Genomic DNA, 21,266 nt, shown 5'->3' with positions numbered 1-21,266 from the left:
CTTACTCGAGCCTGTGTTTTTGCCCTGCCCGGGCAGTTTTAGCGGGAAGGGGGGCTCGAGGAGGCTTCAATTCTTAATGGTCCATGGTTAGGGCTAAAAGTAAACTCAGTATAACTTTTTGAAGAGGCTGCCGTAGGAAACAGCGGTTTTATCGCTTTAGCGGGAAATCCAAGTGGGCAGAATGAATATTTATACTCAGTATAAATTAAGTTTATTTATTAGAAAGCACAAACTTGACATTTTGTCAAGGGGTTTACAACCGTTACTTGTTCAAGTATCGTTACACCCAGGAGGAAAATCATGAAAAAAGCTGCTCGCAAAATCCTCATCTGGAACGGCTAAATCTACCACTCGGCTAAAAGCTACAGTGTTACGGAGGGCGTTACGCCCTCCACGTTTTTTGCATCTTTTTCCAAGGTTAACCCTCGAGGGGTTCTGGCAGATCCTTCAGGTTGCGAATGGGGGAGAAGAACAGCCAGGTGAAGGAAAACATGGCAATCAGCCCAGCGATGAACGTGGCCTCGCGGATGCCCAGCCATTCGGCCAGCAACCCGCCCAGAATGCCCCCCAGCGAACCCAGCCCAATGCCCACAAACTGGCTGGTGCCACCAACCCGTCCGAGCAAGTGCCTGGGGGTTCGGGCCTGGCGAATGCTCACCGCGTTGACATTGCGCACTACCGTGGAAACCGCTTTTATGAACAGAATCAGGCTGACCAGGACGGCGGCCACGAGGGGCGGGGCCAGCACCAGGGCGAAGGCTACCCCGGTGAGCGAGGAGATCAGCTGCATTCGGATGATGATCCCGCCGGTGCCCAGCCAGGCGGTAAAACCAGATGCGGTAAGGGCACCGATAAGCGCACCCAGCCCCACCACACCAAAGATGACGCCAATCCAGGCCGGGGGTATTTCCAAGACCCGGTCCAGGAAAAGAATCTGAAGGCCTGCCAGCATTCCGATATGCAGGTTAAAGGTGGCGCTGGACAGCACCAGCGCACGCAGATAGGCGTCGGAAAAGACCAGCCGCAGGCCCTCGCCGATCTCGCTGAAGATTAGCTTGGGGCTGCGGACTTTCTGTGTCTCGCTGCTGGGAATGCGGTTGATCAGAAAAGCCGAGACCCAGTACAACAGGGCATTGAGCAAAACGGTGAGGGGCGCCCCAACCGCCTGTACCAGCAAACCAGCCACCCCAGGCCCCGCGACGGTAGCAACCTGGCGGCTGCTCTCGAGCTGGCTATTGGCTGCCACGAGTTGCTCGCGCTCGGCAATGCTGGGTAGGAAAGCGCTTACCGAAAGTTCGAAGAACACCCGCAGCATGCCATAGGCAAAAGCCACCACCCACAACCACTCGATGCTAAGCCAGCCCAGCCACCCGGCCAGCGGGATGCTCAGCAGCAAGACACCCCGCCCATAGTTGGCCCAGGTCATGATGCGCTTGGGCGAACCCTGGTCTATCCAGACCCCCGCAAACAGGGTAATGACCAGCCAGGGCAGGGTTTGCAGGGTTGCCAGCAGACCCATCTGGGCAGGGCTGGCGTTCAGGGTGACCGCAGCCAGCAGCGGCAGGGCTACTTCCAGCACCACTGCTCCAAAGGTGACGCTGCTCTGCCCCCACAATAGATTGCGAAATCTAGCCGGAATGCCTGGGTTGGGCTTCATCGTGACCCGCAAATCATATGTCAAACCAGAGCATTGTCCAAGGTTTAACCTCGGCTGTGGAGTGGTTCTGGTGCACGAGAAGCGGGGCACTTTAGATGGAGGCCTGAGCATGGTTGCAGGCCTCCATGCTGTATGGGCTTTTGGCTGGTTTCTATCGGCATCGTGGCTGCGCGTTACTTAGCGCGGCTGTACCCCCTCGAGCAGCTTCAAGCGACGGCCCGCATACAGGGCCCAGGCATAGCAGATGGTCGCTACCATCATCGGCCCCACATACCCCACGCGGTCGGCCAGCAAGCCTCCCAGCACCGGAGAAAAGGCCAACAGGCCCACGATGGTGTTGGATAGGCCAATGTACGAGCTGCGGGCGTCGGTGGGGGCCAGGTTTACCAGATAGGTGGAGGTGCCCACCCCAATGGAGGCCAGATAAGCCCCCTGGAGCACGAACACCATCCAGAAAGCCGAACTGGGCAGCAACAGCGCCAGAAGGGGGGCCAGGGCGCCCAGCGCTGCGCCAATCAGGATCAGACTGCGCGAGCCGTAGCGCCGGGAAATTCGTACCCAGAGCAGGTTGGAGAGCACTGAGGATAGCGTATAAACCATCAGGTATAACCCAATCTCGCCCTTGTGGCCCAGTACCCGCACCGCATAGGCTGCGTAGAAGGGTTCAACCATGCTGGCCATTACCAGCAAGATGCGCACCCGTAAGAAGCGGCGAAAGTAGAAGTCGCGGAAGGGCAGGCTGAGCGAGATGCGCTCGGTGCGGATTTCTTTGTCGGGCGGTTCGTCTATCAGACCAAAGACATGCCAGCCATAGGCAAAGGCCAGGGTGCCCAGCGCAAACAGAATGGCATAGGGGTAGGGGAATGCCAACGGCAGTTCCAGAATGAAGCGCACCAGAAAGCCCGCCAGAAAGGCCAGCGCACCCCCTACCAGGTTGCGGGCCGAAAATAGCCCGCTGCGGCGCTCCATGGGGATGGTTTTGCCGATGGTCTCCCAGAAAGGGAGGCTCGAAAACCCGGTAAAAAATCCGTTGAGGGCCAGGCCCGCCACAAACACCCACAGCAGCAGGTCGGGGCGCTGCCCCAGAACAAACCCACCCAGGGCCACAATACCCAGGCTGGCTATGCGCAGTAAGGCCATCTGGCGGTAGAGCACCACCTTGACCGGCAAGCGGGCCACATAAGGAGCTATGAAGACCTGCGGCACCATGGAGCCGGCGTTGAGCAGGGCCGGCATCAGCCCAATCACCCAGTTGGCTGCCCCTAGCTTGGCGGCGAAGGAAGCCAGCACGATGGAGCCATTAAAAAAAGCATCGCCCAACAGCACAAACCAGCCATTGAGCATTGCAAAACGGTAGTTGCGGTCTTTGAGGTCTAGAATACCGGGCGTGTCGGTCTTGGTCATTCCTACGCTGGGCCCCTTTCACATTCTGCACCCGCGCTACAACGGGGTGACGGTAGCAGAGCTGGTCAGAGCACACCAGCCCGAGAAGATATTCCTGGCCTCATATGGCCCCGAAGAACTGGCAGCGCAGCGCTGGCGCGACCAGAACGAGATCTCATTCTTTCATGTTTTGCCCTGGGCCGAAAGTGCGGGCCTCGAGGTAGAGCCCCTGGATGCTCAGTCGGGGCTCAAAACTGAAGCCGAACTATTTCGCGAAGCCCTGCGCCAGTATCCCAAAGGCCAGCAACTGCTGAGCAAGGTAGAGGCGCTCGAGCAGGGCCTGCATTGGGTGGTGAGTACCCCCCGCACTCCGGAGGATTTCGCCCAGGAGCCGGTATTGCAAGCACTCCGGGGCTACCACCAGGGCCATGTGCAGGCTTTTGGCGAAGGGCCCGCCACCGGCTTCCGCCGGCAGCGCATGGCAGAGGTGGCCGAGCGCTTGCGTGGTTTTGGGGGTTGTGCAGTGGTGCTGGTGGATGTGCTCGAGTATCCCCTGCTTCTGGAGTACCTTCCGCAGGAGCAGCGCCAGCTACCCGGGGCCCATACCCCCACCGAGCCAGAGCGCCAGCGCAGCGTGCTGGATCGGGCCTGGCAACTGAGCGACGCGGACGACTGGGCGGTTTTGTTGCAGCAGTTGCGCGATGTAGAAGGCCCGGAGGCCTTGTACTGTGCGGCGCAAATCTACCTGGCGGCGGGCCAGCTCGAGGATGCCTTCGAACTATTGGAAGAGCTGGTTCACACCGATTTTCAACACCCCGCCTACCTGCCGGGCTATGCCCTGGCCCGCTACGGACAGTTGGCCGATGTGATGGGCCAGCGCGATAAAGCGCTTCGGGCTTATCGGGCCGCGCTGGGGCTCTCCTGGGTGCCGGGGGAGGCCCGTGAGATTGCCCAGGCCGGCCAGAGAACCCCTTTCCGGCTCGAGCGCGCCTAACTGTGGGCTGACCAGGCTCGATGTTCCTGCCGGGTGTTACTCCCCCAAACGGCGCAGGAGCCTGGGCGACCAGAAGCCCAGCAGCTTCATCTGGCCGGGTTTGGGCGTGCCTTCCAGATGGGCTACGCCCCCTTTCTTGAAGGGAAATGCTGCACCACCCCGGCGCCCGTACAGAAGCCAGGCGCACAAGTCGCTTATCCAGGGCTCGTGCCCTACCAGCGCAACCGAGTTTCCCTGCAGGGTCTGGAGAAGTTCAGGGCCGGGCTCGGCGGCCAGGTAAGGGGTTACCTCGGTTTCGCCATCCAGCAGCGGAACCAAGAGCTCTGCTGTTTGCACCGCACGCAGCCTGGGGCTGTGGTAGAGCCGATCCAGGCGAACCCCCAGGCGCTTTAGTCCCCGCGCTACCCCGATAAACTTTTGGATGCCATCCTGGGAGAGCGGGCGGGCCTCGTCGGGTTGGCCCGGCGCTGCGTCGAGGGCGATGGCATGGCGTATGAGATAAAGTTGCACACTCAATCCTTCTGCTTCCATTCTACCAACAGCTCGTACCCGAAGGCTTGCTGGAATAACTTGGCCTGCTTGCGCGTTTCAGACATCTCTACCCAGGGTTCTTCCTGGGCCAGCAGGGTCAGGCGCACCTGTTTGGGGCCGATCTCTACTTCCAGGCCCTCGACCCGCCCAACCCGGCTGCGCTCGAGGTACTCGCTGATCCGTAAAAGCGTTGCCAGACGCAACAAGCGTTTGTTGTCGCCCTCCTGCAACACCGAGCGGTAGGCCCCCGGTCGGGGCTCGCCCTTGCGGTGGTAGCGCACCAGGAGCCCCAGCAAAACCTGCTCGCGGTGGGTCAGGCCGGGGATGGCTGCGCTCATCACCAGGTACTCGCCGTGCTTGTGGTGGTCGTAGTAACCCACGCTCATGCCGATGTCGTGCAACAAGGCGGCCTCGTCCAGGAGTTGCTCTTCGGCCTGGCCATAGCCGTGCAGCGGGGCCAGCAGGCGAAAGAGCAAGCGGCAGAAGTGGCGTACCCGGGCGGTGTGGCCAAAGTCCTGGGGGTAGCGGGCAAAAAGGTTACGCACGTAGAAGCCGCGCACGTCGCTTAGCAGGTGGGGGGCGGGCAGAAACTCGCGGTAGAAGGCCCCTTCGCGCACCCCCTGGCCGGAAATCCACAGCCCCTCGAGGCCCCCTTCGCGCAGCACCGCACGGTAGACCAGCCCCCCGGCCACAATCACATCGGCCCGGTCGGCCTGGAGGCCCTCGAGCTGCCGCCGTTGCTCGGTGGTGCGCTGAGCCAGAAGCCCCACCACCTCCTCGAGCGCCTCGCGTGAAAGATAGTAGCCGTGGACCAGGTCGAGGGGGTAGTCCCTGCGCCGCTGGGCCAGCTTGGCCAGGTTGCGCACCGTGCCGCCCATCGCCACCAGGGGCAAGGGATGCTCGCGTAACTGGGCCAGCACCGCTTTCATCTCCTTGCGCACGAAGCGCTCGAGGTCTTCGATCTCGCCCTTCTTGGGCGGGTTGGACTTCAAGAACAGTTCGGTGAGCCGCACTGCCCCCAGCGGATAGGCCCGGCCCTCCTGGTACTGGCGGCCCTCCATGCGCGAGAGCTGGGCGCTGCCCCCGCCCAGATCCATCACCCAGGCGTCTTCAAAGGTGAACGAGTTGGCTACCGCCAGCACCCCGTAGCGGGCCTCGTCCTCTCCGGAGAGCACCTGCACCTGAAGCCCCAGCTTGCGTACCTCGCGCATGAACTCCGCGCCGTTCTCGGCGTCGCGGCTGGCGCTGGTGGCAATGACCCGTAAATCGTCCAGGTCGGTGGCCTGGGCGAAGTCGGCGTAGAGTTTGAGGGCCGATAAAGCCCGCTGCATTCCGCTTTTGCTCAGGCGGCCCTGGGTGGCCAGCCCCTCACCCAGCCGCACGGTTTCCCGAATCTCGTCTACCAACCGGAAGTGCTTACCTGGCTCATAAACATACACCACCAGCCGCGCTGTTCCCGACCCCAGATCCACGATGCCCAGGCGTTGCACCGCCCCATCGTAGAGCCTTAGCGCTGGAGGCTCAAGTTCTGTCAGGGCTGGCATCATCTTCTGATACCGGATTCAAAAAAGACAGTTCAAAAAACCAAAAACCCATAGGTCGTCTTTTTGAATCCTAGAGCACTCCCTTCGGTCGGGTTAGTTCGTCACCCTTCGGTGACGAACTAACCGAATCTGGTATGAGTATGGTTCCGAAGCGTCAGGGCGACGTAAGGGCCGGTGTGCGGCAGGGCAGGGTGTCCCTCAACGGAAGCGCCGTGGTTTCCTGTAGGGGTCGCTGTGCCCATGCTGGCGTTATGGCCTCTTGGCGAGCTTCAGTGAAACAGAAACAGCCTTCCCTAGCTTTGTCCTCGGGTGGCGCGATAGACTCAGAGCCAGGGTGAAGAAACCAAAGGCCAAAAAGAAAACTTTACACTTCCCTGACAAGGCCGCCCAACACTTGGAGGCGATGCCCAAAAAACCCCCGGCGCCGCGCTTTGTTCCCACCCAACTCACCCAGGAGGCGAGCTGGCTTTCGTTCAACCGGCGGGTGCTGGAGCAGACCCGGCGGCCCGATTTTCCGCTGCTGGAGCGGCTGCGCTTTCTAGCCATATGGGCTTCCAACCTGGACGAGTTTTTTTCCGCCCGGATTTCACGGGCCTTTGCCGAGGAGCGGGGCAGCCCGAGCTATCTGGCCCTGATGAACGAAGCCCAGGATCAGGCCGAGGAGGCGGGGAAGCTTTACCTCGAGTTCCTCAAAGCCCTGGTAGGACTGGGCCTGCATATCCTGGAGCCCTCCCAGCTCACCAAGGCCGAAAAGCAGTACTTCGGGGCCTACCTGGCCGAGGAGGTAGCCCCCCTGACCGACCTGATCCGGCCCGAAGCCCTGCCCGAACTGGCCAGCCAGGCCCTGTATTTTGCCTCCGGCGAGGGGCTCTTGCAGCACCTGATCCGGCTGCCCGAGAGCGTGCCCAGGCTCTTAGAGGTGCCCGGGCGCGAGGGGGGCTATGTGCGGCTGGGGGCCCTGGTGCGCATGCGCAGCGACCTGTTTTTGCCCGGCAACCAGAAGCTGCCGCTGTACGAGTTTCGCCTGATTCGCCTGGCCCAACTGGCCCGCTCGCGCGCCGACTGGGACGAACTACCCGAGGCCCTCGAGACCCGTCTGGACGGCCAGGTAAGCCACCTCGAGCTTGAAGAAGACTTCCCCCCCCTGTGGGCCGAGACCCTCCGGGTGGCCCTGGGGCTGGAGCCCCCGGAGGTTTTCCAGCTACCCCCGCCCCTCGACCTGAGCTTTGTGACCACCATCGTTGCACAGGGGCCCGAAGCCGAGAAGTTCAAACCCATCGCCAGCCAGAAGCCCAAGGGTTTCGCTAAAGATCCCTTCGGCTACCTGAACCGGCGCGATCTGCTGCTCTATCATCCCTTCGAGGACTACACCGCGGTGGAGGCCTTTGCGCAAATGGCTGTGCGAGACCCCAAGGTGGAGGCCCTGCGGGCCACCCTGTACCGCATTGGCGACGAGAACGGTATTGCTCAGTCGCTCATAGAGGCCGCGAAGGCCGGAAAGGATGTGGCGGTGCTTCTGGAGGGCCGGGCCCGCTTCGACGAGCTGGCCAACCTCGAGTGGAGCCTGCGTTTTGCCGGGGCCGGGGTGCGGGTGCTGCCCCTGCCAAGCAAAAAGGTGCACGCTAAGGCCCTCTACGTGCGCCGGGCGGGCAGCGAGTATGTACACCTGGGTACCGGCAACTACAACCCCGTCAACGGGCGGCTTTATACCGACCTATCGCTCTTTACTGCCCACCCGGCCCTCACCGCCGACGTGCGGGCTTTTTTTGAGGCCCTGGAGCACCAGCAAGCCCCGGTGCTTTCCACCCTGCGGACGGCCTCCTTCATCCGCGACCTGCTCCTGGAGAGCATCCAGGCCGAGGCCCACAAGAAGGGCGAGATTATCCTGAAGTTCAACCACCTGACCGATCCCCCCATCCTGCAAGCTCTGGAAGAGGCCCTGAACCGCGGCGCCCGCGTACACCTGATTATCCGCAGTACCCTGACCAAGCTCTGGGAAGGGGTGGAAGTGAAGAGCCTGGTGGGGCGTTTTCTGGAGCACGCCCGCGTGGCTGCTTTCAAAAACAAAGGTAAGTGGCGGGTCTGGGCCGGGAGCACCGACCTGATGCCCCGCAATCTTGACCGCCGCTACGAGCTTTTTTTTCCCATTCTGGATGCGCGGGCCAAGCGCAAGGTGCTGGAAATTCTGCAGGCCCAGCTCGCCGACGACCGCAACAGTTTTATGCTATCGCCGAAGGGAATGGAGCGACGCTGGGGAGGTAAGCGCGATGGGCAGCGCTTGGGGTAAGCTCGGCCACCTTCGGGCCGCCACTCTGCATTATTTGTGGGGTGTGGGAAATACCCTCAAGGCCTTCGCCGGCGTCAGCCGAACCTGCTCCTCCAGCCCAGCATCCAGCTTGACCACCGCTTCTCCCACCCCCAGATCCACCCGGCACAGCCGCTCGCCCCGCCCGCCGAACACCGCCAGCACCTTCGCGGGCAGGCCTTCGGTAGCCAGAACCAGGTCTTCGTAGCGGAAGGCCAGCAGGCCCGGCCCGCTTTCCATACCCTGAACGCTCCAGGCCAGGCCGTTCAGGTGAACTTGTCCTGCCTGAACCTGTACTTTGAGCAAGTTCAAACGCCCGAAGGCTCGAGCAGCCGCGAGGGTTTGGGGCTGGGTATACACCCGGGTGGGGGTATCTACCTGCACGATGCGTCCGGCGTCCATTACCGCCACCCGGTCGGCCACCGCCAGGGCCTCGTCGGGGTCGTGGGTGACGTGGAGGGCGCTCACGTGTTCGGCTCGAAGGAGCGAGGCCACCTCGAGCCGGAGCTCTTCGCGCAGCACTGGGTCGAGCGCCGAGTAGGGCTCGTCCAGCAACAGCAAACGCGGCCTGGCCGCCAGGGCTCGAGCCAGGGCCACGCGCTGCTTCTGCCCCCCTGAGAGCTGGTGGGGTTTGCGGGCATCCAGCCCGCCCAGTCCCACCCGGCCCAGCAGGTGATGGGCCAGGGCCCGGTCGGGGGTTTTCATCACCAGCAGGAGGTGATCTAGAGCGCTTAGGTGGGGCCACAGGGCATGATCCTGGAACACGTAGGCCAGCCCGCGCTTCTCGGGAGGTTGGCGGGTCACGTCCTCGTTACCCAGGAAAATGCGCCCTGTGTCGGGCTCGAGCAGCCCCGCTACCAGGTTCAGCAGGGTGGTCTTGCCCGAGCCCGAGGCCCCCAGTACGGCCACAATCTCGCCGGGCGAAAGGTGCAGGTTGGCACCCGACACCCCCGCCTTGCCAAAGTTTTTGGTGATGTTCTCCAAACGCAACATGTATGGAAGTCTCTGGGGTAACTCTGAATAGCCGAATGGTCTATAGTCTATGGCCGATAGCGAAAAATGGTTCAAAAAAATCGTGGGCTACTTGCTACAGACACTCGTACGCAAGCTAACCTAGCCCACCACGCCCCGGCGCGGTACCAACAGCAGCAGCAGCGACAGGGCCATCAGCATCAGCCCGATGGCGGCAGCCTCGCGGAAGAGCCCGCCGTTGAGCGCCGACAGCACCGCTACCCCCAGGGTCTCGCTCCCCGGTGCGTACAGCATGGCCGACAGCGTGAGTTCGGCCAGGCACAGCGGCAGCACCAAAAACACCCCGGCGGCCAGGTAGGGCCGCAGCAGGGGGAAGCCAATCTTCCACCAGGCCCACCCATGCCGCAGGCCAAACAGCTTGCCCACCGCTACCAGCCGCTCGATGCCGCTTTCCAGCCCCGCCTCCATCGAGCGCAGCATCAGTGCGGCAAAGTTGAGCAGGTATGCCAGGAGCAGAATCCAGGGGGTGGCATAGACCGGGGTGGGGGCCAGCAGCAGAATCAGGCCAATGGCCAGCAGAGTTCCGGGCAACAAGTAGTGCATGTCCAGCACCTGTCGCAGTCGCTTCAGGGCCCCGCGCTGGGGGGCCAGCAGCAGCCCCAGCAGCAGCAGTAAAGCTGTGGCCAGGAGGGCCAGCAGCAGCGAGTTGAGGAGCCCCAGCCGCACCAGCGGCAGCTCCCAGGCTGCCCCAAAAGCAGGTTGAAAGGCGCCGGTAAAGGTGTTGAAGAAGGCCCGGCGCGCCAGGCCCACCAGTGGAAACACCACCGCTATCAGCGCGAACAGGACGAAAGCGATTCTGGCCGCCAGACCCAGCCTGGGTTGCAGAAGCCGGGGGGAGGGTTCGCCGGTCGGTTGACTCCCGAGCAGCAGGGCCGGAACCGCCAGCAATCCCAACAACAGCCCAATGGCTGCCGCCTCGCCCAGGGGGTCGGGGCTGGCGGGGGAGAAGAGCCGGGCATAGGCCAGGGTGGGCAGCGTGTAGACCTGGGCGGGCAGCCCCAGCACCGCTGGAACCCCGAAGTTGCCCAGCAGGGTCAGGTAGAGTGCACCAAAAGCCGCCACCAGCGCCGGAAACAGGGGGGGCACCAGCGCCCGTATACGCTTCCAACCGGTTACGCCGTGCACCTCGCTGGCTATGAGCAGCGGGGCCAGCCTGGATTCCAGGGCGGGGCGCAGCAACAGGTAGGCTACCGGAGCGTAATGGGCTGTCCAGGCCAGCAGGATGCCGCCCACCCCATAAGGTTGCAGGTTCACCAGTTGCAAAGCGTATAAAAACCCCAGCGCTCCCACAAAGGGCGGCACCAGATAGGCGGGCAGTAGCAGCGCATCCCACCCCGGCTGCAGCCGCGCCCGGAAGGCCAGCCAGGCCAGCCCACCCCCCACCCCCAGGCACAAGAGGCTGCCCACCAGTGCCAGCAGCAGCGAAACCCCTGCCAGGTCGAGCACCCGGGGCAGAATGGCCAGGTCGCCCAGCCCACGCCAGGCCAGCACAAGAAGCGGCATGGCTACCCCCAGCGAGAGGAGTAGCCAGAACAGGGTGATAAGGGCTTGTCGCCGGAGCATCAGCGCTATCCTAGTGCACGGGTAAGTTTAGCGGTGCGCTTTGAAGCACGTTGATTACCCATAATTGCGATGTGCGGCTCATTTATAGGGATCGTAGTGCATACTGATTTCCTGATTACCAGACCACTGGCAGTGAGGCGAGCATGACGGTCATGCGGATGCTAAACTTACCCAGACTACAGACCGCAAACGCCTCGTATTCAGCCTCGAGCCTGTAGCTTTAGGCTTCTAACAACCCCCTAGCGCAGATTGAAGAGGGTGTTGAACTGCGTCAGCAGGGTTTGCCGGTTGGCCTGGATATAGTCCGCTGCCGAGGGCACCGAGAGCACCTCCCCGCTCACCCCAGCAGGGCGGGGGGCCGAAGCGATAACGGGAACATAGCCTTGCTGAGCAAAGAGGGCCTGGGCTTCGGGCGAGAGCAAAAAGCGCAGGAAGCGCTCGGCCAGCGCGGGGTTCCGGCTGCTGCTCAGAATGCCGATGGGGGTGGGCACCAGAATGGCCCCGTCGCGGGGGTAGATCACCTTGAGTGGTGCCCCCTGGCGGATCAGGTCGCGGATGCCAAAGTCGGTGATGATGGCGATGCCATACTGTCCCTCGGCCAGCTTTTGCTGAAGGATGGGGTTGGACTGCTCGACCCTAAGGCCGTTGCGCTGGAGCTGCTCGAAGAAGCTAAACCCAAAGCGCTGGCTGAAGGTGCCCAGGGTGGAGAGGGCGGCCCCGGAGAAGTTGGGGTTGGGCATGCCCACCAGGTCGCGGTACTCGGGCTTCAAGAGGTCGCGCCAGGAGCGCGGTTCGGGGAGGTTGCCCAGCTTGCGGGTGTTCACGGCAATACCGTTGTAGAGGAGCCGTACCTCGTAGTAACGCCCACCCTGGTAGGCAAACTTGACCGGAAAGCCCGTGGTCGTAGCCCGCACCGGGCGCAATCGGTTGGCTGCGGCCAGCTCACGGAAAAAAGTCTCGTCGGCTACCCACAACAGGTCGGCCTGGGGGTTATTGGCTTCCAGCTCGGCCCGCAGGCGGGTAATCACCTCGCCGGTGCCGCTGCGGAAGACCTGCACGTTAATGCCCGGATTGGCCCGCTTGAAGAGCTCAATCATGGGGTTGACGTTGGTCAGGACTTCCGAGGTGTAAAGGGTGATGGTTTGTTGCTGGGCCAGTGCCAGCCCTAAGGTAACCAGAGAAGCCAGAAAGAATCGTCGCATGAAGCCTCCAGTAAGGGTTCCCTGATAAGATTGTGTCTTGCTCATTGTCAGGCGGCTGTCAGAACGGACTTGGTCTTGGGCTACTAAAGCCCCGGGTAAGCCGTGCTGAGCGGTAGTCTTTTGGACAAGAGCAGCATGGCGCTTGTCGCAAGTCATGGGTTTCGGGCCAGTCTGCAGGTCTTTTTTGTGTGGAAGGTTTAGGCTGCACCCGCGATGATGCGGTGGTCTTTGAGCTGCAGGTTGCCCAGCCCGTGTTTGCTGGCGAGCTTATCGAGGTTTTTCTGGCGTTCCCCCTGGCGGGCGGCGTAAGACATGTTGGCGCCGTGCATGGCCACTGCCACCCCCCTGCCGGGAAGCTGAATGAGCGGATAGCCCGCCGAGACCACACGCAGATACCAGTCCCAGTCCCAGTAGTCGGCTACCTCGGGGTCGAAGGGGCCCAGTTCGTTGTGAAAAATGCGAGGGTAGGCCGCGCCGGTGGCGAGCAGGTGGTTGTCGGTGCGAAGCGAGAGGGGGCTGGCCTTGAAATCGAAAGGGATGCGCTCGAGCTCCAGACCATCGCGCTCCACGACCAGATAACCGCCCCGGTAGACCAGTCCGGCCTGCGCCTTGAGGGCCCGCACTACCCGGTGCAGGTGGGTGGGGTCGAGCCACCAGTCATCGTCGTCCAGGAGGGCAATTATTGAGCCGGTGGCATGGGCCAGCCCGGTGTTGCGGGCATGAACCTGCCCCCGCCCCTCGTTGCGAACTCCCAGGATGCGGGGGTCGCGCAGGCTATGGGCAGCCAGGACGCCCGCGCCGTCGCCGTCGTCTATCACCACCGCTTCCCAATCGGGATAGAGCTGGAGCTGGAGCGAGCGCAGGGCCCGCAGCAACAACTGGGGCCGGTTGTAGGTAGGAATCAGCACGCTGACCATGGTTTGGTTGTAGATTAAAACCCTTTTGTCAAGCCTGCTTGGTACACCGCCTGACATTTGGCTGACTTCGCTGACCGTGTCCTGACGCTCTGCCTCCAAGCTTCACCTTGAGAGGTAGTCGATGCGAATTCTGGTTACCAACGACGATGGCATCTACAGCCCTGGGCTTCTGGCGCTGGCCGAGGTGGCCACGGCCTTTGGCGAGGTGCGGGTGGTTGCACCCGATGTGGAGCAGTCCGCTATGGGCCATGCCATCACCATATCCCGCCCCCTGCACTACCGAGCCACGCCGCTGGGGGGCCTCGAGGCCTACCGCGTGAACGGCACGCCCGCCGACTGTGTGGCCCTGGGCACCCACCACTGGGACAGGGTAGATTTGGTACTTTCCGGCATTAATCTGGGTTCCAACCTGGGCAACGAAATCTGGCACTCGGGCACCGTGGCGGCGGCTAAGCAGGCTGCGTTGCTGGGTATCCCCGCCATTGCCTTTAGCGCCCCCATCAATGGCCGGGAGCCCGACTTCGAGGCCCTCAAACCCTGGGTGGGGCGGGTACTGGAAGCCCTGCTACGCGAGCCCAAGCCCTTTTTGATCAATGTGAACTTCCCCGCAAAACCCAAGGGCATCCTGTGGGCCCGCCAGTCGGTGCGCCTGTACGAGGGCCGGATTGTGCCCGGCACCGACCCCATGGGCCGGGAGCACTTCTGGTTCGCTGCAACCCCCGACCACGAACCCGAGGAAGGCACCGACCGCTGGGCGGTGGGCCACAACTTCATAGCCCTCACGCCCCTGCGCCTGGATCTGACCGACGAAGCCCGACTGAGCAGGGCTTTTCAGCTTGCGGCCTCGGCGGACTGAAGCCGCTGCTCATGGCCTATAGCGCTTAGCTCAAACGTGCTGTAGCCAATGGGCCAGTCAAGTGGCAATACCTCCGTGTTCTGCTGGCTATACGTTGAACAAAATTAGCACCACGTCGCCGTCTTGCACCACATAATCCTTGCCTTCGGTGCGCACCCAGCCCTTTTCCTTGGCCTGGGCCCAGCCCCCGGCTTCGACCAACTTGTGCCACTCGATCACCTCGGCCCGGATAAAGCCCCGCTCGAGGTCGGAATGAATCTCGCCGGCGGCCTGGGGGGCTTTGGTGCCCTGGCGGATGGTCCAGGCCCGCACCTCTTTCTCGCCGGCGGTAAAGAAGGTCTGCAGGCCCAGGGTGTGATAGGCGGTGCGCACCAGCCGGTTGAGCCCCGACTCCGCTAAACCCAGTGTTTGCAGGTATTCCTGGGCTTCTTCCTCAGACAGCTCGGCCAGCTCGGCCTCGATTTTGGCCGAGACCACCACCACATCGGCGCCTTCTCGTGCGGCGGCCTCGCGCACCTTTTGCACGTGGGGGTTCTGGGCGCCCTCGGGCAGGTCTTCCTCGGCCACGTTGCACACGTAAATCACGGGCTTGTAGGTGAGCAGGCCCAGCTCGCGGGCGGCCTTGCTCAAGATTTCCGGCTCGGCCCCCATATAGGTTCGGATGGGCTGGCCCTGCGATAGGTGTTGCATGAGCGGTTCCAGCATTTCCAGCAGGGCTTTATCGTCCTTATCGCTCCTGGCCGACTTGCGCAGCTTGTCCAGGCGCTTCTCGATGGTCTGGAGGTCGGCCAGGGCCAGCTCAGTGTTGATGGTCTCGAGGTCGTCCAGGGGGTCTACCTTGCCGGCTACATGCACCACGTTGGGGTCTTCGAAGCAGCGCACCACGTGAGCAATGGCCGCAACCTCGCGGATATTGGCCAGAAACTGGTTGCCCAGTCCCTCGCCCTTGTGCGCCCCCTTCACCAGCCCGGCAATGTCCACAAACTCCACGTGGGTGGACACGATGGGCGGCACCCGCTCGCCCTTCACGAAGAGCTTTTGCAGGGCATTGAGGCGCGGGTCGGGTAGGGTGACCACCCCCACGTTTTTGTCAATGGTGGCAAAGGGGTAGTTGGCGGCCAGCGCGCCTGCTTTGGTAATGGCGTTGAAGAGCGTGGATTTACCCACGTTGGGAAGACCGACGATACCGACTCCTAGGGATGCCATGGGGTTCCTTTAAGCAGGCCTTTGCCTGCGCACAAGCCCCCATTCTAACCGAGCAGAGGCAAAAGCCCCAAGCCCTCTTTGGTAGGCTTCAGGCAGGCTTCAGGAGGTGTTTGTGACAACGTTGCTGCTTTTAATGCTGGCGGTAGCAGCGGTATTGCTGATGGTGCAGTTTGGCCTGGATACCCAGAACCTACCCCAAAAGCCCGCCGATGTCCTGACCGATGAAAGCTACGTGCTGGTGGCCTTGCTGGCGATGGGGGTGATTGCTGGGCTGGCGACGGCAGTGCTGCTGTATGTCGCATCCCAGTGAGCCTGGCAGGTAGGGCTTTCGGCTGACATCTCCAACGTCTGGATCCTGGCCTCTCGCCGATGAAAGCCCAGGACAGAAGGTATGCTGCCCTGCAAATTGAGGCTGGATACATGCCTTGTTTCTCATGTCCCAAGTGCCCCTGGACGAATTGTCGCCAACAGGTTGGCTGAGCGCTTCCCGAGGGGGCTTCAGGGAGCGAGAAGGGCGTCTGGAGGGCGTTCAACTCCCCAAGCCCAGGTGGGCCCTGGCTTCTTCGGCGAACCCGGCCCAGTCCAGCAGGGCTCCGGCCAGAGCCAGGTAGCCCCTGGTGGTGCACACCTTGCCCTGCCAGCGGTAAGGTTCTCTAGAGCGTTCCAAAGCGGTTCGGGCCAGGGCTTCTTCGGCAATGGGGTGGGCGGTGACTTGGCCCGAAACCTGTCCGGCCTCCCACAAAAAAAGTACCCCATTGGCGCCCGCGAATACCGCCCGCAGGCCATCCCACACTTCGCTCAACCAGTCCTGGTGTTCTGCATCGCGCCCCAGTTTGCTCATCTGGGAACCGCCAGGAATGACCAGCACGTCCATTTCGGGCCTTGCGGCAAAGGTGTACCGGGGCGTCCAGACCGCGCCTGCGCTGCCCTCCAGGGCGGTGCGGCCCCGGGCCAGCGTGAAGCCCTCCCAACCCAAAAGCCGGGCTACCTCCAGCACCAAAGCCGCCTCGGCCTCGAGGAAACCCGGTGTGAGCAAAACCCCTATCCGCATGGCCCTATGCTACCAATCCCGGGCAAAGTTTTAGCGCTGTTACCGAACAGCGCTCTGGCGAATCAAAGCTCGTTTGGTCATGCGCCGATGGCCCTTATGGGCCCATGGGCGGGGTAGACGCGGGTGGCGCCCTTCTCTCGAAGGCGTTTCCAGCTTGCCAGCGCGGTGGGATTATCGAACGCCAGGGCTTCTGCCGGAAGATCCCCGGTGAAGGCAGCGCCGTTATCCAGCAGGAGCGAAACACAGTGGTCGGTGTGGCCGGGTGTGTGCAAGATTTCGCTGGCTAGGCCCAGCTGGCCCAGAAAGTGGCGGCTTTGCTCAAAGGAGAGCACGATGTTGCCCTCTTCGGTAATTTCGACATAGTGATCCTGCGGCTTTGTCCAGGTTTTCATGATGGGAATGGCGGCTACCTGTACCTCGAGCACCAGCAAAGGCACCCCCTCCCTTTTGAGCTCCTCGGCCAGCCCGGCGTGGTCTATGTGGTAGTGGGTGGCCAGCGTGTAGCGAATCTCGTGGAGGGGAATTCCCATCCTAGCCAGATTGGCCTTCAGGTTTCCCAGGGTTCCGGGCCAACCGATGTCTACCAGCAGCCGAGAAGAGCCCGCACCGACTACCCAGTAGTTGGTGGAGCGATAGCCCACATTGACAACGGTAACGGGCGGGGTATCCATAATCGAGTTGAGCGCCCTGTAGTATAGAAATCAGCGCGAATAATCTTCATGCTTTACCGTTTAACCCTGGCCCTGGATTGCCTGGGCGCTGGGCGACTCTGGCCTTGCACGAACGCCTTCAGGTCGGCGGCTTGCCGGGCCAGCGAGGGCAGGTGCACGTACATCATATGGCCGGCGGGGTAGTAGTGTACCTGGATGTTTTTTTGCAGGTGGGGCTCCAGGCTCAGGTGACTCAGGGTGTAGTCGGTGGCGAAGTAGGGGGTGGCCAGGTCGTAATAGCCGCTGCCCACATACACCCGCAGAAAAGGGTTCATGCTCATGGACTTGCGCAGAGTTTCGGCCACGTTCAGGTACTGATTCTCGAACTCTTTGTAGCTCCAGCTCTCGTACAGGTTGGACAAAATTTCGTAGGGCAGGTCGCTCTGGAAGCCCAGATCCTGACGCACATAATGGTTCAGGGTGGCGGTGTAGGGGCCCTGGATGGCCGCATAGCTGGGGTCGTACTCGAAGGCAGGCCCGGCGGCGTCGCGGTCGGTGCCGGTAAAGCGGCTATCCAGCCGGCCCACGGTTTTGCGCTCAGCGCGCAGGAGCTCTTTGGTAAAGCGGAAAATCTCCAGTCTGAGATTGCAGGCCTGCACGTAGGCTTCCGAGAGGCCGGTGTAGCGGGCGAGCTTCTGGGCAATGCGCTTTTGCTCGGTGGGAGAAAGTCTGCTGCCCTGCATCAGGGCCAGGGTGTACTCGCCTGCGGCAAAGGCCTCGACCTCCTTCAGGAGGGCCTCGAGGGGCTTTTGTTGAAGGTCTTTGGATAGCTTGCCGTGATACCAGGCGGTGGCGCTAAAGGTGGGCAGGAACAGGATGTGCGGCAGGTCGTTGCCGGGGCCAAAGCGGGCGGTGGAGAACTCCAGAATGCTACTGACCAGCATAAGGCCGTTCAGGTACATGCCATGCCGCTCTTGCAGATAGCCCGAGAGGCCCGCCGCTCTTGTGGTGCCGTAGCTTTCGCCGATCAGGTACTTGGGGCTAATCCAGCGCCCGTAGCGGTGGGTGTAGAGGCGGATAAACTCCCCCACGCTCTCGAGGTCGCGCTTGAAGCCGTGGTACTCCCTGGTTTTCTCGCCCTCCACCATGCGGCTGTAGCCCGTGCCGACGGGGTCTATGAAGACCAGGTCGCTGGCCTCGAGCAGGGTGTGCTCGTTGTCTACCAGCCGGTAGGGCGGGGGTGTGAGGGCCCCGGCATCGCCCATCTCCACCCGTTTGGGGCCCAAAAGGCCCAGGTGCAACCAGACCGAGGACGAGCCCGGCCCTCCGTTGAAGGAAAAGGTGATGGGTCGCTGGCTGCGGTCGCTTACGCCCTCTTTGGTATAAGCCACGAAAAAAACCGTAGCCTTGGGTTTGTGTCCCTCGGCGGTGCCGTCCTTTTCCGATTCTTCGCGCAGCACCACAGTTCCGCAGGTTACGCTGTAGCGCAGTTCCTTCCCTCTAATGCGGATGCTGTGCTGGGTGGTGGTGAGCTGGTCTTGCGGCGTGGGTTTGGCCTCGGTGGTTTTGGTTTCTTCCGGCATGGGGCCATACTATATGCCCATGCAGGGTAACTCAAAGCCCAGGCCAGCACCGCTCAGACAGACCTTATCTGGCATACAGAATTCTGCGATACCCTGGGCAGGATGATACCGAGATGGAAGTACATGCTGGGGCTTGCAGTGGCGCTATGCGCCCTGGGACTGGCCCAGGTGACTCCGGAGGCCACCCAGTTGCTGGAAAAAATGCGCCTGGCCCACGGCGGGCCGGCCCTGGCCAATCTACGCACCTACCAGGAAACCGCAACCCTGACCACCTTTTCCGGGCCACAACCGGAAAACCAGCTATCGGTGGTCTCGTATGCAGATTTTCCTTCCAGGCGGCTCAGGGTGGAGTACCGCGACGGCTCCAGGCTCATTCAGGTGCTCCAGGTGACCCCCGCTGGCGGACAGAGCTGGAGTCTGGTCTCGGGGAGCAAGGCTCTCGAGCCCGAGCTGGCCCAGGAGCTACGTGGCGGACTGTTCCAGACCTGGTACGGCCTGCGCCTGGGGGGCAGCGGAAGGGAGCAGGCCCGGCTCTTGGGGCGCCGCACCTTTGGCGACCGGACAGGAACCGCCATAGAGGTCAGCACCCAGGGCAGCAAGACCACCTATCTGGTGAGTGCCCAGCACCAGCTTATCGCCGAGCGCTACCAGAACAGCCAGGGACAAATGACGGTGCTCTACGCCGACCTGCGGCGGGTCTCGGGCATCCAGATTCCTTTCCAGGCCCGCCTGTACGCCGATAGCACCCTGTTTGCCGAGGTCAAGGTGCAAGAAGCCCGGGTCAACCCGGTGTTTGGGCCCGAGACCTTCCGGATGCCGTAGTGGGCCGAAAGCTTAAAGTGACCTGCGACATGAGACCTGTGACCCTTTTCGGGCGGAGCGGGCTTCAATACACGCACTTAGCGAACCCATATTGCCTGCGCAAGTTGTGATATAGATAACCCACATTTCATCTTTAGGCGCTCAATAATGATGTGTGGCAAACAGGCGGCTTTGGGGGGTCGTGTTGGTTATATGGGCTGGGCTTGGGCTGGCCAGCCCTGCCCAGGACTTGCTGGGCGAAGTAAGCCGGTTGCTGGCGGACTACTACGGCGGCTTCTCTCAGGTCAGGTTGCAGGAACTGCGGCAGAAATACCAGGGAGAACTCGAGAAAATCTGTGCCCAGGAGGTGGCCTGCCCGGTCAACAAAGCCTATACGGTGATCGGGTCGCTGGTAGCCGAAATTGGGGATCGTCACACCCGCTACTTCACCCCCGAAGATTACGCCGAAATCCAGCGGCGCCTGGCCGGAAGCAGCAGCAATCGCCCCCAACTGGGGGTGCAGCTTCAGGTGGTGCCGGGGCTGGAAGGCTTACTGGTGGTGGAGGTGATGACTGGAACCCCCGCCGAGGAAGCCGGGCTGCGCCGGGGGGATCGCATCCTGGCGGTGAATGGCGAGGCTTTGCCCCAGGCCGAAGCGGAGCGCAACAACTTCCTGCGCGAGCGCCTGAGCACAGGAGGGCCGATTCGCCTGACCATCCAAAGGGCCCAGCAGCGCTTTGAGGTGGAGGTGCAACCCCGTATTATCTCCCTGCGTCAACTCCCCTCGCTCAGCCTGCGTTCGGACGGGGTGGCGGTTTTACGTATCCCCTCGTTTAGCGGTTACCAGCAGGTAGGGCCGCGCATTCACGAACTCGTGCGCCAGGCCCAGGCGGCTGGGGCCAGAGGCATGGTTATTGACCTGCGCAACAACGGCGGCGGTGTGCTGAGCGAATGCCTGGTGGGGGCGGGGGCTTTTGTCGAGGAAACCTACCGGCGTCTACAGGATAACCTGCGCGCCAGCGAGCAGGGTTACAAGGATGGCTACTATTACTTCCGCTCGGGAGGCCGCGACCGCCCGCAGTACGAGGTGCAGGCCGTTCGCTGGACAGCTCCGGTGGTGGTGCTGGTGAACGAGCGTACCGCCTCGTGCGCCGAATACTTCACCTTCGACTTACAGGAGGGCCGCCAGGCGCCGGTAATTGGCCAGCCTACCGCGGGGGTGGGCAACACCGCCACCATCTTCCTGCGTCTGAGCGATGGCTCGGGTCTGCAGGTGACCACCTCGAGGGCCCAGCGCAAGGACGGCAGCTTTTACCCCGACCGCGTAACCCCCAGCGTGAGCTTTTCCGACGACTTTCAGGCCCTGGCCGAAGGCCGCGACCTGATGCTGGAAAAAGCCGTTGAGCTCCTGATGGAGGTCAATACAGGAATAGAGCAAGAGTAATCTCCCATGGCATTGCTGAAAGGGCTGTGCCCTGTTGGGGGCAGAGAGGTGCAACACCAGACGCCCGGGTTGGCTGCTTGCGTCTGGGGGCGCAGCGGGTGGGTTTTGAGGCAGCTGTGATTACAAGCCCTCCACCGGCTCGGTTTCCAAAGCCCGGATGGCCTCGCGCAGCCAGTCGGGGATGCGGGCGGGTTTGCCGTCTTCCAGCCAGACCACCACCACCTTGATGCGGGCGGCCAGCTCCCCGCTGGCCCAGGTCTCGCTTAGGGTACGGAAGCTCGAGTTGCCCACCTTCTCGACCCGGATGGCAATTTCCACCGGCTCGGCAAACAGGATGGGCCGGATGTAATCCACCTCGGCCCGGGCCATAACAAAGTTGCCGCCATCGATGGCAGCCCCCGCCCGGCGCAGATAGTGGCCCCGCGCCACCTCGTCGTAGGTCAGATAAACCGCATTGTTGACGTGTTTGAGGGTGTCCAGGTCACTAAAACGCACTTCGATAGGAACGCGCACCGGAAACTTCATCCCCTGGATTCTATCTTGAACA

At 62.3% G+C, this 21,266-nt stretch carries 19 protein-coding genes; 6 read left to right on the top strand and 13 right to left on the bottom strand.

Annotated features, from left to right (window positions below):
- Nucleotides 1-418 precede the first annotated feature (418 nt).
- Both Q0X23_RS01285 and Q0X23_RS01280 read right to left on the bottom strand, forming a co-directional pair.
- The gene (locus Q0X23_RS01285; RefSeq protein WP_297858613.1) at nucleotides 419-1,657 is read right to left on the bottom strand and encodes an MFS transporter; all 1,239 of its coding nucleotides are present in this window, start codon (nucleotides 1,655-1,657) and stop codon (nucleotides 419-421) included.
- A 177-nt stretch (nucleotides 1,658-1,834) separates the two neighbouring features.
- Nucleotides 1,835-3,061, bottom strand: a complete 1,227-nt coding sequence (locus Q0X23_RS01280) for an MFS transporter (RefSeq protein WP_297858612.1) — start codon at nucleotides 3,059-3,061, stop codon at nucleotides 1,835-1,837.
- Here Q0X23_RS01280 and Q0X23_RS01275 point away from each other — a divergent pair.
- Nucleotides 3,045-4,034: a M48 family metallopeptidase gene (locus tag Q0X23_RS01275; RefSeq protein WP_297858611.1), complete on the top strand. Its 990-nt coding sequence runs from the start codon at nucleotides 3,045-3,047 to the stop codon at nucleotides 4,032-4,034. The genes Q0X23_RS01280 and Q0X23_RS01275 overlap by 17 nt on opposite strands.
- Before the next feature lie 36 nt (nucleotides 4,035-4,070).
- On the opposite strand, the gene sixA is transcribed toward Q0X23_RS01275, so the two are convergent.
- Together sixA and Q0X23_RS01265 are read right to left on the bottom strand one after the other, a co-directional pair.
- On the bottom strand, nucleotides 4,071-4,544 hold the full coding sequence (gene sixA, locus Q0X23_RS01270; RefSeq protein ID WP_297858610.1) for a phosphohistidine phosphatase SixA: 474 nt from the start codon (nucleotides 4,542-4,544) through the stop codon (nucleotides 4,071-4,073).
- Between the two features lie 2 nt (nucleotides 4,545-4,546).
- The gene (locus Q0X23_RS01265) at nucleotides 4,547-6,112 is read right to left on the bottom strand and encodes a Ppx/GppA phosphatase family protein (RefSeq protein WP_297858609.1); all 1,566 of its coding nucleotides are present in this window, start codon (nucleotides 6,110-6,112) and stop codon (nucleotides 4,547-4,549) included.
- Between the two features lie 400 nt (nucleotides 6,113-6,512).
- Here Q0X23_RS01265 and Q0X23_RS01260 point away from each other — a divergent pair, with 400 nt between their 5' ends.
- Nucleotides 6,513-8,396: a polyphosphate kinase gene (locus Q0X23_RS01260; RefSeq protein WP_297858608.1), complete on the top strand. Its 1,884-nt coding sequence runs from the start codon at nucleotides 6,513-6,515 to the stop codon at nucleotides 8,394-8,396.
- A 30-nt stretch (nucleotides 8,397-8,426) separates the two neighbouring features.
- Here the strand turns inward: Q0X23_RS01260 and Q0X23_RS01255 are convergent, their stop codons facing one another.
- The 4 genes from Q0X23_RS01255 to Q0X23_RS01240 all read right to left on the bottom strand — a co-directional run bounded on the left by Q0X23_RS01255 (nucleotide 8,427) and on the right by Q0X23_RS01240 (nucleotide 13,128).
- Complete coding sequence (locus Q0X23_RS01255; protein ID WP_297858607.1) at nucleotides 8,427-9,407, bottom strand: ABC transporter ATP-binding protein; 981 nt, start codon at nucleotides 9,405-9,407, stop codon at nucleotides 8,427-8,429.
- 120 nt (nucleotides 9,408-9,527) lie between these two features.
- Nucleotides 9,528-11,009 (bottom strand): iron ABC transporter permease, encoded by a 1,482-nt coding sequence (locus Q0X23_RS01250; protein WP_297858606.1) that lies wholly within the window; start codon nucleotides 11,007-11,009, stop codon nucleotides 9,528-9,530.
- Nucleotides 11,010-11,248: 239 nt separating this feature from the next.
- Nucleotides 11,249-12,211 (bottom strand): ABC transporter substrate-binding protein, encoded by a 963-nt coding sequence (locus tag Q0X23_RS01245; RefSeq protein WP_297858605.1) that lies wholly within the window; start codon nucleotides 12,209-12,211, stop codon nucleotides 11,249-11,251.
- Between the two features lie 197 nt (nucleotides 12,212-12,408).
- On the bottom strand, nucleotides 12,409-13,128 hold the full coding sequence (locus tag Q0X23_RS01240) for a glycosyltransferase family 2 protein (protein ID WP_297858604.1): 720 nt from the start codon (nucleotides 13,126-13,128) through the stop codon (nucleotides 12,409-12,411).
- Between the two features lie 121 nt (nucleotides 13,129-13,249).
- Here Q0X23_RS01240 and surE point away from each other — a divergent pair, with 121 nt between their 5' ends.
- The gene (gene surE / locus Q0X23_RS01235; RefSeq protein WP_297858603.1) at nucleotides 13,250-13,984 is read left to right on the top strand and encodes a 5'/3'-nucleotidase SurE; all 735 of its coding nucleotides are present in this window, start codon (nucleotides 13,250-13,252) and stop codon (nucleotides 13,982-13,984) included.
- An 87-nt stretch (nucleotides 13,985-14,071) separates the two neighbouring features.
- Here the strand turns inward: surE and ychF are convergent, their stop codons facing one another.
- Nucleotides 14,072-15,190: a redox-regulated ATPase YchF gene (gene ychF / locus Q0X23_RS01230; protein WP_297858602.1), complete on the bottom strand. Its 1,119-nt coding sequence runs from the start codon at nucleotides 15,188-15,190 to the stop codon at nucleotides 14,072-14,074.
- A gap of 112 nt (nucleotides 15,191-15,302) precedes the next feature.
- Here ychF and Q0X23_RS01225 point away from each other — a divergent pair, with 112 nt between their 5' ends.
- A complete protein-coding gene (locus Q0X23_RS01225) occupies nucleotides 15,303-15,500 on the top strand; it encodes a hypothetical protein (protein ID WP_297858601.1) in 198 nt (65 codons plus the stop codon).
- Nucleotides 15,501-15,719: 219 nt separating this feature from the next.
- Here the strand turns inward: Q0X23_RS01225 and Q0X23_RS01220 are convergent, their stop codons facing one another.
- The 3 genes from Q0X23_RS01220 to Q0X23_RS01210 all read right to left on the bottom strand — a co-directional run bounded on the left by Q0X23_RS01220 (nucleotide 15,720) and on the right by Q0X23_RS01210 (nucleotide 18,474).
- The gene (locus Q0X23_RS01220; protein WP_297858600.1) at nucleotides 15,720-16,241 is read right to left on the bottom strand and encodes a DJ-1/PfpI family protein; all 522 of its coding nucleotides are present in this window, start codon (nucleotides 16,239-16,241) and stop codon (nucleotides 15,720-15,722) included.
- 77 nt (nucleotides 16,242-16,318) lie between these two features.
- Nucleotides 16,319-16,912 carry an MBL fold metallo-hydrolase gene (locus tag Q0X23_RS01215; RefSeq protein ID WP_297858599.1) on the bottom strand — a complete coding sequence of 198 codons (594 nt, stop codon included), beginning with the start codon at nucleotides 16,910-16,912 and terminating at the stop codon, nucleotides 16,319-16,321.
- A 53-nt stretch (nucleotides 16,913-16,965) separates the two neighbouring features.
- Nucleotides 16,966-18,474 (bottom strand): S10 family peptidase, encoded by a 1,509-nt coding sequence (locus Q0X23_RS01210; RefSeq protein ID WP_297858598.1) that lies wholly within the window; start codon nucleotides 18,472-18,474, stop codon nucleotides 16,966-16,968.
- 102 nt (nucleotides 18,475-18,576) lie between these two features.
- On the opposite strand from Q0X23_RS01210, the gene Q0X23_RS01205 reads away from it, so the two are divergent.
- Nucleotides 18,577-19,296, top strand: coding sequence for a hypothetical protein (locus Q0X23_RS01205; protein ID WP_297858597.1), 720 nt, complete (start codon nucleotides 18,577-18,579; stop codon nucleotides 19,294-19,296).
- 181 nt (nucleotides 19,297-19,477) lie between these two features.
- Entirely contained in the window at nucleotides 19,478-20,719 is a 1,242-nt protein-coding gene (locus tag Q0X23_RS01200) for a S41 family peptidase (RefSeq protein ID WP_297858596.1), read from the top strand.
- Nucleotides 20,720-20,839: 120 nt separating this feature from the next.
- Here Q0X23_RS01200 and Q0X23_RS01195 read toward each other — a convergent pair whose 3' ends face one another.
- The gene (locus Q0X23_RS01195; protein WP_297858595.1) at nucleotides 20,840-21,244 is read right to left on the bottom strand and encodes a thioesterase family protein; all 405 of its coding nucleotides are present in this window, start codon (nucleotides 21,242-21,244) and stop codon (nucleotides 20,840-20,842) included.
- Between the last annotated feature and the right edge of the window lie 22 nt (nucleotides 21,245-21,266).

It is taken from the genome of Meiothermus sp. (assembly GCF_026004115.1).
Classification (GTDB): Bacteria; Deinococcota; Deinococci; order Deinococcales; family Thermaceae; genus Meiothermus.
The sequence above is the reverse complement of the archived record's forward strand: the minus strand, read 5'-3'. Positions and strand labels throughout refer to the sequence as shown.

Coding starts and splice junctions, on each gene's coding strand:
- Q0X23_RS01285 (WP_297858613.1), bottom strand. CDS start 1,657: ATGAAGCCCAACCCAGGCATTCCGGCTAGATTTCGCAATCTATTGTGG.
- Q0X23_RS01280 (WP_297858612.1), bottom strand. CDS start 3,061: ATGACCAAGACCGACACGCCCGGTATTCTAGACCTCAAAGACCGCAAC.
- Q0X23_RS01265 (WP_297858609.1), bottom strand. CDS start 6,112: ATGATGCCAGCCCTGACAGAACTTGAGCCTCCAGCGCTAAGGCTCTAC.
- Q0X23_RS01260 (WP_297858608.1), top strand. CDS start 6,513: ATGCCCAAAAAACCCCCGGCGCCGCGCTTTGTTCCCACCCAACTCACC.
- Q0X23_RS01255 (WP_297858607.1), bottom strand. CDS start 9,407: ATGTTGCGTTTGGAGAACATCACCAAAAACTTTGGCAAGGCGGGGGTG.
- Q0X23_RS01250 (WP_297858606.1), bottom strand. CDS start 11,009: ATGCTCCGGCGACAAGCCCTTATCACCCTGTTCTGGCTACTCCTCTCG.
- Q0X23_RS01245 (WP_297858605.1), bottom strand. CDS start 12,211: ATGCGACGATTCTTTCTGGCTTCTCTGGTTACCTTAGGGCTGGCACTG.
- Q0X23_RS01240 (WP_297858604.1), bottom strand. CDS start 13,128: ATGGTCAGCGTGCTGATTCCTACCTACAACCGGCCCCAGTTGTTGCTG.
- surE (WP_297858603.1), top strand. CDS start 13,250: ATGCGAATTCTGGTTACCAACGACGATGGCATCTACAGCCCTGGGCTT.
- ychF (WP_297858602.1), bottom strand. CDS start 15,190: ATGGCATCCCTAGGAGTCGGTATCGTCGGTCTTCCCAACGTGGGTAAA.
- Q0X23_RS01220 (WP_297858600.1), bottom strand. CDS start 16,241: ATGCGGATAGGGGTTTTGCTCACACCGGGTTTCCTCGAGGCCGAGGCG.
- Q0X23_RS01215 (WP_297858599.1), bottom strand. CDS start 16,912: ATGGATACCCCGCCCGTTACCGTTGTCAATGTGGGCTATCGCTCCACC.
- Q0X23_RS01210 (WP_297858598.1), bottom strand. CDS start 18,474: ATGCCGGAAGAAACCAAAACCACCGAGGCCAAACCCACGCCGCAAGAC.
- Q0X23_RS01205 (WP_297858597.1), top strand. CDS start 18,577: ATGATACCGAGATGGAAGTACATGCTGGGGCTTGCAGTGGCGCTATGC.
- Q0X23_RS01195 (WP_297858595.1), bottom strand. CDS start 21,244: ATGAAGTTTCCGGTGCGCGTTCCTATCGAAGTGCGTTTTAGTGACCTG.